The following is an 8049-nucleotide window of genomic DNA, read 5'->3' as shown; positions in this document are numbered from 1 at the left end:
AGCCACCTCCGCGGTCGAGCCGGGCTTCACCACCGCGACGGCGCGGCCGTGATAGCGCCCGCGCCAGTCGACCACATAAGGCTCCTGGTCGGGCCCGGGCGCGATGACGTGTTTGTCGCCGACGATCGCGGCGAGCCCGGCCAGCGCATCCTGGAAAGAGTCGGACATCGGATCGCCTTCATGCACCGCGCTAGCCGGTGGCGGCGAATGCCGCAGCGTTCGCAAGCAATTCCTTCAACTGCTCGGGTGGCAGGGATTGCAGCGGCGGGCGCATGCGCTGCCATCCGGCATGTCCCGTGCGATCGGCCGTCAGCGCCTTCAGCGACGCCATCTGAGGGAATTGCGAGACCAGCTCGCGCGCCTTCACGATGCGCGCCTGCGCTGCCTTGAGTGCCGGGTCGTCATCGCTGTCGCCAAAATGCCTGAAGACGTAGGCAAGACTGCGCGCGACGATATTGGAGGTCGCGGTGATGCATCCCCCGCCGCCCTTGCGCAGCAACGGCAGCATCAGCGGGTCGGCGCCGCCGAGCACCGAGAAGCCGGGGAAGCGCTCGACCATCGCGGTCATGTTGGCGAAGTCGCCGGACGAATCCTTGATGCCGGTGAACGTCGCCGGGTAAGCCTTGCGCAACCGCTCGATCAGCGCATGCGAGATCGGCTGCGCGGACATCTGCGGGTAGTGATAAAGCACGACCTTGAGCCTGGCATCGCCGATGCGCTGCACGATCTCGTTATAGGCGGCATAGACGCCGTCGTCGCTGACGTTCTTGTAGTAGAACGGCGGCAGCATCACCACGGTCTCGACGCCGAGCGACAGCGCATGGCGCGTCAACGCGACGGTGTCGGTGAAAGCGGCGACGCCGGTGCCCGGCAGCAGCTGGTTCGGCTTGATGCCGCCGGCGATCGCGGCTTCCAGCAGCGCGGTGCGCTCGGCGATAGAGAACGAGTTCGCCTCCCCCGTGGTGCCCAGCATCGCGATGCCGTCACAGCCTTCATCGAGCAGATAGCGGCAGTGCTCGACGAAGCGCGCATGATCGGGCGCGAGCTCGGCGTCGAGCGGCGTCAGCGCGGCGGAGAACACGCCATGGGGGTGCAGCGATGATGTCGACAAAACCTTCCTCCGATCGTCACAACGATATTGTTCGGAATGCGAACATTTGTTATTTTCTGATACAGTCGTAAAATCGGCGCGCCCCGGCGTCAAGGGCGATGCTGTGATGGCGGGACATTCAGGCATGGCCAAGGTCGAAAAGAAGGCCGCGAAGCGCAAATCGGAATCGCCGCCTCCAAAGAACCGCGTCGCTTCCGTCGGCAAGGCCTTTGCCGTGCTCCAGAGCTTCAGCAGCGAGGCTTTCGAGCTGACCCTGAGTGAGATTGCCGCAACTGCCGACCTCGATCGCGGAACGGCGTTCCGGCTGATCCAGACTCTGGTGGAGCTCGGCTATCTCCAGCCTGTTCCGCAAAGCCGGCGGTTCCGGCTCGGGATCGCCTGCCTGGATCTCGGCTACACCGTGCTCTCGCACGGATCGTTGCGGCCGATGGTCGAGCCGCTGCTGCGCGGCCTCGTCCCTGACGTCGGTGATGCGGCCTCGCTCGGCATCCTCGACGGCGGCGATGTTATCTACCTTGCCCGTATTGGCGCCGGTCTCGACCGCCACAAGATGGACCGGCGGCCAGGCACGCGTATTCCCGCCTACAGCGCTGCGCTCGGCCACGTCATGCTGGCGCATCTGCCTCGCGACGAGCAGATCGCGCGGCTGGAATCGCGCCCCCGCGTCAAACTGTCGGAACGGACGCTGACCGATCTCGATGCCCTGCTCGCCCGGCTCGATCAGGTGAAGAAGAAGGGCCACGCCGTCTCCGACGGCGAGAACGCCTACGGCCTGCGCACGCTGGCGACTCCGATTTTCGACGCGCAGGGCCAGGTGATCGGAGGATTAAGTGTCACCGTCGATGCGATGCGCCTGGACATGGTAGCCTTCCGCGACCAGGCATTGCCACGGCTGATGCAGGTGACGGCCCAGGTGCAGGATCTCGCGATCAAGTCGGGATTGACGAGCTGAGCGCGGGGGACGTTCGAACATCATTGTGAAAAGGCTTGCGGGACCTATATCGGCAAGGGTGCCCCGCCGAACATGATATCCCTTGAGAAGATCCGTGCTCACATTCTTGCTGCTGGTGTTCGTGCCGATCGGAATTTCGGCCGCTCGATATTTCTGGGTCGGCGATGGCCGCGGCAACTGGCAGACCGCAGATCGTTCCAGCGCCGGCCTGCTGCCTCCTGCCGCCTCGAGTCCGGACGCCCTGATCCGAGTCTACGCCGCACGAACGGTAAGGTGGCGAAGCATATTCGCGGTCCACACCTGGATCGTCGTCAAGGAGAAGGATGCAACAAATTATAATCGCTATGACTACACGGCTTGGGGGGAACCGATCCGGAGCAACGGCTTCGTCCCCGATGGCCGTTGGTTCGGAGCCATGCCGGAAACAGTCGTCGCCATCGATGGCCCGCAGGCGGAATCCCTGATTCCCAAGATCCGGTACGTCGTCGAGAACTACAGATTTCAGGCCTATGGCGATTACAGCGCTTGGCCGGGTCCGAATTCGAACACCTTCGTTCAAGCCGCTTTGGACGCCGTGCCCGAGCTTCGGGCGGTTTTGCCGCCGACTGCCATCGGCAAGGACTATCCCTATTCCGGACGATGGATCGGCTTGACCGCCTCCGGCACCGGCTTCTACGCCACGCTCTCGGGCTACCTCGGCCTCACGCTCGGCTGGGTCGAAGGTCTTGAGATCAACTTTTTCGGCGCCGTGCTTGGCTTCGACGTTCGACGCCCCGCGGTCAAGCTGCCCGGCATCGGCCGCCTTGGTGTTGCTGCCGGCCTATAAGGCCAGTTGGAACGAAGCCGCGCTAGACGACGATGCGATCGAAGTCGGCTGCGATCCGGGTGCTCGGAAAGATCGTGGCGGCCTCCGCAAGGACCTCGCCGTCCTCGTATCGTCCGGACAGATGGGTCAGCACGAGCTGGCGGACGTTGCTGTCGGCAGCTAATGCGGCCGCTTGCGCCGCGGTGAGATGGCCATATTCCCGCGCGGTTGCAGCATCGCGATCGAGGAAGGTCGCCTCGATCACCAGCAGGTCGGCGCCAGCGACGTGGTGCGACAGGCCATCGGTGGTTTCGGTGTCGCCGATCACCACGAGCTTCTTGCCGCCGCTCGGCGGGCCCAAGACCTCTTCCGGATTGATCGTTCGATCGGCGATCACGACCGGCCGGCCCGCGGCCAACGCGCCGCGCAAAGGACCATCGGGAATGTCCAGCGCGGCCAGGCGATCCGGTTGAAGGTGGCGACGTGCGGGGCTTTGGAACACGAAACCAAAACTGTCGGTGTCGCGGTGACGGACGGGAAAGCAGGCGACGGTGAAATCGCCGGCGTCGAGGAATTGGCCTGCAGCCAAGGCTGCGAACTCCACAGGAAGCGGCGCCCTGCCCGCGCCCCACAAGCCTTCCAGCATCTGGATGACGATCTCGAGCGTGGCTGGGCCACCATGAACCGTCATCACCTCGGCGCTCTGCCGCAAGCGCAGCGTCGAGAACAGGCCGGGGATGCCGAGCACGTGATCGAGATGCGCATGTGTCAAGAGGATGCGGTCGAGCCGGCGGAAGCCGGCGCCACTGCGCAGCAACTGGCGCTGCGTGCCCTCGCCGCAATCGACCAGCATGCGCTTGCCCGCGGCTTCCACCAGGAGTGCCGGATGGTTGCGCTCCACCGAGGGGACGCTGGCCGAAGTCCCGAGAAATGTCAGGGCGAACATGGTCGTCACTTGTCGAGAGGTGGGAGAGCTTGGTCGCCCTGACTTGCCTGAGACCCTACAGTTTCACAACGATCTTGCCGAAGTGCGCGCCGGTCCGGAGATAGGCGAACGCTTCGCGTGCCTGGTCGAAACCATAGACCCGATCGACGATCGGGTGGATTGCCTTGTCGGTCAAAAACCGATTCATCGCGGTAAAATGTTCAACCGATCCGACGGTGACGCCGATGATATCTGCATTTTCCCACTGCAGGCGCGCGAGGTCGGGTTTTGGACCGAACCCCGTCAAAACACCGATCTGGACGATCTTGCCGCCCGATGCGACCGATCGCAGCGATCGGTCATAGGTGCCGGGACCGCCGAGTTCGAGGATATGACTGGCGCCTTCGCCATCCGTCGCCTTCATCAGGGCTGCATCCCAATCGGGCGTGTCGCGGTAGTTGATGAGGATCGAGCCGCCCAGCGCCTTGGCACGGGCGAGTTTCTCATCCGAGGAGGATATCACGATCGCGCGCGCGCCCAGCGCGGTGGCGAACTGAAGGCCAAACAACGCGACACCACCTGTTCCCTGCACCAGCAGCGTGTCACCCTTTCCCATCCCGCCGCGTGCGATAAGGCCGTGCCAGGCCGTGACGCCCGCACAGGGCAAGGTCGCGGCTTCGACCGAGGTAAGGTGCGCCGGCACTGCGACCAGCGCTATCGCCGGCAGCACGACATACTCTCCCAGCATTCCGTCCGCCGTGTTGCCACCGAGGGCTGACGGAACATAGCTGGCTCGGAACGGCCCCGAAACCCAATCGCGAAAGAACGAGGCAGCCACGCGGTCGCCGACGTTCCATTGCACGACGTCCGAGCCGATCGCGTCAACGACGCCGGCGCCGTCAGAGAGCGGTATGCGGCCGTTCAGCCCGCCTTGGCCGACGCGGTCGAGGATCATGAGATCACGGTAATTGAGACTTGCCGCTTCGACCCGGATGCGAACTTCGCCGCTGGCCGGTTCGGGTGTGCTGACATCGGCCAGCACAAGGCCGCCAACACCAGCTTGGCCGTTCAAATGGTAGGCTTTCATCTTTGCTCCTCACGCGCGGGGGTGTTCACAGGGACGAGCAGAGTTTGTAGGGTCTGACAGCACTGTCAGGGTCAAGAGGTTTTTCCGATGAAGATTGGCGAGCTCTCCCGCAGGACGGGGGTCAGTGTCCGAATGCTGCGCTATTACGAAGCCGAGGGACTGCTTGCGCCGCAGCGGACAGATTCCGGCTATCGCGATTATGGCCAGCCGGAAGAGGAAACCGTTCGGCGGATCAAGATGCTTGGCGCGGCCGGAATGACCCTCGAAACGATCCAGCAATTGCTTCCGTGCGTGAGGAACAACGATCCGGAATTTACGCCGTGCAACAATCTGCGCAGGATCCTCGCGCAGCAAGTCAGCCTCATCGATGAACGGATCGAGACGCTCAGCCAGAGCCGGAAAATCCTGGCAGGCTATTTGTCGAGTGTGAACTGATCGCCGGATCGCAAGCTGAAGGGTCTCACCGCCCCCAATGCCACGTGAGCAGCAGCGCGTACAGGCCCATCGACGCCGCGTATAGCGCGGCAAGCAGCGCATAGCCCGCGATCTGGCGACTGATCGCCGCCTTCGGCGTGACCCACCAGTCGAGTGCCCGAAAGGCGGCGGGCACCAGCCACCAGCCGAGCAGTTGGGTGCTGACGAGATTGCCGACGAAGAGCGACAGCCAGACCGGCACGCCGTGACTGTCGATCAGGGGCTTGCTGATGAACGTGCCCCAGAGATAGACCACGGGATAGAGCACCAGCAGCACGATGAGGTTGCTCTTCCAGACGAAGCCCGCACCTTGCTCCGGCGCCTGCGTCTTGCCGGCCGGAAACCAGAAATTGAAGCCATAGCTTGCGCGCTTCACGTTCATGCCGGCGTTGAAGCGCTCGCCTTCCTTCAACAGCGTTTGCCGCAACGGCGAGTCCAGCCATGCATTGAGGTTGGCATCGTTGTCGAACGTCAGGATGACGATCCATTCGTCGTGCAGGCCCGCGATCGGCCGCTCGATCTTGTGGCGCAGGAAGCCCTTGAACTCGGCCTCCGCGGCCTGGATGCGCTGCTGCCATTTGAGGAACGCATCCTCCAATCCATCCGGCACGTTGAAGGAGATGACGGCGGAGACTGCGCTGTCACGCTGGACGCCGCTGTCGGGCAGGATATGAACGTCCTCCGATCCGACGAAGTAACGCTGCACCTCGCCGATCAGCCGCGTCCGCACCTCGCTTTGAAGCCAGGCACGCGCTGCAGCTGGGCTTGCGAAACGCAAGACGGTCACCCAATCAAGATGGGCCGGCGGCTGCGGCGGCACGACCTCCTGGCTGAGAAAGCCGGGCCAGGCCTTGAGCACCTCGCCGACCTCGCCGTTCCAGCGCGCGAACGCGGCAAAGCCATCGTCCGCAATGCGACGCTGGATGACGAGGGCGACAGATTGCCCGGCGGTGTCGGGAGATGCGCTCATGAGCTGCCGTCTCAGCTCTTCTTGTAGAGACGCTTGCCCATCACCCAGGTCTCGTCGACGCAGCGGTCGTCGCCGACCATCATGACGGCGAACAGCATGCTCGCGGCCTCGTCCATCGTGCGCGGGCCGGCGCCGTCGGCGATCAGGGACTGGTGCCACGGTTGCGCGATCGGGCCTCCGTTCGGATCGAGTGCGACGAAATCGGCCTCCTTGCCCGGCTCGAAATTGCCGAGCTTGTCGTCGATGTAGAGGCCCTCGGCACCGCCGAGCGTGATCGACCAGAAGCCGCGATAGGGCGAGAGCTTGTTGCGTTCGGCTTCGGCGAGGTCTTTGCGCACGGGATCGATGCTGCCGTCGAGCAGCGTGTTGTTGCACATGCCGACCTTGTAGGCGTCGTCGAGCACGGAGATCATCGAGAAGCGGTTGCCGCCGCCCACGTCGGTGCCGAACGACATCTTCACGCGATGCTCGGGATCGGTGGCGCGGCCGAGGCGGAACAGGCCGCTGCCGAGGAACAGGTTCGAGCACGGGCAGAACACCACCGCGGCGCCCTTCTTCGACATGCGGCGGAATTCGTTGTTGGAGAGATAAACACCATGGCCGCCGGAGAATTTCGGTCCGACCAGGTCGAACTTCTCGTAGACGCCGAGATAGTCCTGGCAGTCCGGATGCTCGACCAGCACGCCGCTGCACTCGGCCGGATTCTCGGAGATGTGGGTGTTGACCCAGCAGTCCGGATGCTCGTGCTTGAGGCGCTGACACGCCTTGAGCAATTCCGGCGAGGCCCCGAAGGCAAAGCGCGGCGTGATGGCGTAGAGGTTGCGGCCCTTGTTGTGATACTGCGCGATCAGCCGTTTGCTGTCGCGGTAGAAATTCTCGGGCGTATCGATGAAATCGGCCGGCGCGTTGCGGTCGATGCCGGTGAGGCCCGCGATCACGCGCATGTTGCGGCGTGCCGCTTCCTCGAACAATTCCTCGGTCGAAACGGGCGAGGAGCTGGTGAAGGCCTGGCAGGTGGTGGTGCCGGATGCCAGCAGCGCGTCGAGGAAACGCTTGACGCCCTCGCGCGCGTAGTTGCGATCCCGGTATTTGAGCTCTTCCGGATAGACCCACTTCTGCAGCCAAGGCAGGAGCTGCTCGCCATAGGCTCCGAGCACGCGGGTCTGCGGCAGATGGATGTGGCCATCGATGAAGCCAGGGACGATGATGCGGTCCTTGATATGGGTGACCTGCACGCCCGGATGCGCAGCAGAGATCTTGTCATAGGGGCCGAACGCCTTGATCACGCCGTCCGTGACGATCATGAGGCCGTCCTGATGAAAGCGCGCGGCGGCCTGCTCGTTGCCGACGTGCTTCCAGGGATCGTCGACGAAATCGAAGAACGTGCCGCGAATACCAACGGTGGTCATGAATGGGTTCCTTCCTCAGGTCGGTGTGGCCTGGCGCGTTGAGGGCAGCGAGATCGCGAGCAGCGTGCCCGCAACGGCGCAGAGGCCGAGATAGAGCCATCCGATCGGCGCCTGCGTCGCCTCGGGCAGCACCGCGGCGATCGCCATGGCTCCGCTGACGGCGAGATAGCAGAGCGCGCTGATGAGGCCGCCGATCAGGCCGTGGTCGCGCTCGAACAGGCCGAGCGCCATGCCGTACATCATCGGACACAGCACGCCGCAGCCGCCGAGCACCAGCGCACCGCCGATCGTGATCGACGCGAAGTCGAGACCGACG

8 protein-coding genes and 1 pseudogene are annotated in these 8049 nt (G+C 64.0%); 3 read left to right on the top strand and 6 right to left on the bottom strand.

The window, feature by feature from the left end; all coding sequences use genetic code 11:
- Positions 1–190: 190 nt before the first annotated feature.
- A complete protein-coding gene (locus SE92_RS00100; RefSeq protein WP_063193919.1) occupies positions 191–1111 on the bottom strand; it encodes a dihydrodipicolinate synthase family protein in 921 nt (306 codons plus the stop codon).
- Between the two features lie 124 nt (positions 1112–1235).
- Between SE92_RS00100 and SE92_RS00095 the strand changes: the two genes are divergently transcribed.
- Positions 1236–2063, top strand: coding sequence for an IclR family transcriptional regulator (locus SE92_RS00095; protein WP_063193918.1), 828 nt, complete (start codon positions 1236–1238; stop codon positions 2061–2063).
- A gap of 94 nt (positions 2064–2157) precedes the next feature.
- Positions 2158–2889 carry a DUF3750 domain-containing protein gene (locus tag SE92_RS00090; RefSeq protein WP_063193917.1) on the top strand — a complete coding sequence of 244 codons (732 nt, stop codon included), beginning with the start codon at positions 2158–2160 and terminating at the stop codon, positions 2887–2889.
- A 22-nt stretch (positions 2890–2911) separates the two neighbouring features.
- On the opposite strand, the gene SE92_RS00085 is transcribed toward SE92_RS00090, so the two are convergent.
- Together SE92_RS00085 and SE92_RS00080 are read right to left on the bottom strand one after the other, a co-directional pair.
- Entirely contained in the window at positions 2912–3814 is a 903-nt protein-coding gene (locus tag SE92_RS00085; RefSeq protein WP_063193916.1) for a ribonuclease Z, read from the bottom strand.
- Between the two features lie 55 nt (positions 3815–3869).
- Complete coding sequence (locus SE92_RS00080; protein ID WP_063193915.1) at positions 3870–4880, bottom strand: zinc-dependent alcohol dehydrogenase family protein; 1011 nt, start codon at positions 4878–4880, stop codon at positions 3870–3872.
- Between the two features lie 87 nt (positions 4881–4967).
- Between SE92_RS00080 and SE92_RS00075 the strand changes: the two genes are divergently transcribed.
- The gene (locus SE92_RS00075) at positions 4968–5315 is read left to right on the top strand and encodes a MerR family transcriptional regulator (RefSeq protein WP_063193914.1); all 348 of its coding nucleotides are present in this window, start codon (positions 4968–4970) and stop codon (positions 5313–5315) included.
- Between the two features lie 25 nt (positions 5316–5340).
- Here the strand turns inward: SE92_RS00075 and SE92_RS00070 are convergent, their stop codons facing one another.
- From SE92_RS00070 to SE92_RS00060, 3 genes and pseudogenes are all read right to left on the bottom strand, one after another.
- Positions 5341–6324, bottom strand: a complete 984-nt coding sequence (locus tag SE92_RS00070; protein ID WP_063193913.1) for an antibiotic biosynthesis monooxygenase — start codon at positions 6322–6324, stop codon at positions 5341–5343.
- A gap of 11 nt (positions 6325–6335) precedes the next feature.
- Positions 6336–7733 (bottom strand): guanine deaminase, encoded by a 1398-nt coding sequence (gene guaD, locus SE92_RS00065; RefSeq protein ID WP_063193912.1) that lies wholly within the window; start codon positions 7731–7733, stop codon positions 6336–6338.
- Between the two features lie 15 nt (positions 7734–7748).
- Positions 7749–8049: pseudogene (locus SE92_RS00060) on the bottom strand (Bcr/CflA family drug resistance efflux transporter); the annotation flags it as partial.

It is taken from the genome of Bradyrhizobium sp. AT1, from assembly GCF_001590795.1.
In the GTDB taxonomy this organism is placed as follows: domain Bacteria; phylum Pseudomonadota; class Alphaproteobacteria; order Rhizobiales; family Xanthobacteraceae; genus Bradyrhizobium.
Note: the sequence above shows the minus strand (reverse complement) of the source record. Positions and strands in the feature narration are given on the sequence as shown.

Bases quoted from the DNA above. Each gene is read 5' to 3' on its own strand.
- SE92_RS00095 (WP_063193918.1), top strand. From the start codon at position 1,236: ATGGCCAAGGTCGAAAAGAAGGCCGCGAAGCGCAAATCGGAATCGCCG.
- SE92_RS00085 (WP_063193916.1), bottom strand. From the start codon at position 3,814: ATGTTCGCCCTGACATTTCTCGGGACTTCGGCCAGCGTCCCCTCGGTG.
- SE92_RS00080 (WP_063193915.1), bottom strand. From the start codon at position 4,880: ATGAAAGCCTACCATTTGAACGGCCAAGCTGGTGTTGGCGGCCTTGTG.
- SE92_RS00075 (WP_063193914.1), top strand. From the start codon at position 4,968: ATGAAGATTGGCGAGCTCTCCCGCAGGACGGGGGTCAGTGTCCGAATG.
- SE92_RS00070 (WP_063193913.1), bottom strand. From the start codon at position 6,324: ATGAGCGCATCTCCCGACACCGCCGGGCAATCTGTCGCCCTCGTCATC.
- guaD (WP_063193912.1), bottom strand. From the start codon at position 7,733: ATGACCACCGTTGGTATTCGCGGCACGTTCTTCGATTTCGTCGACGAT.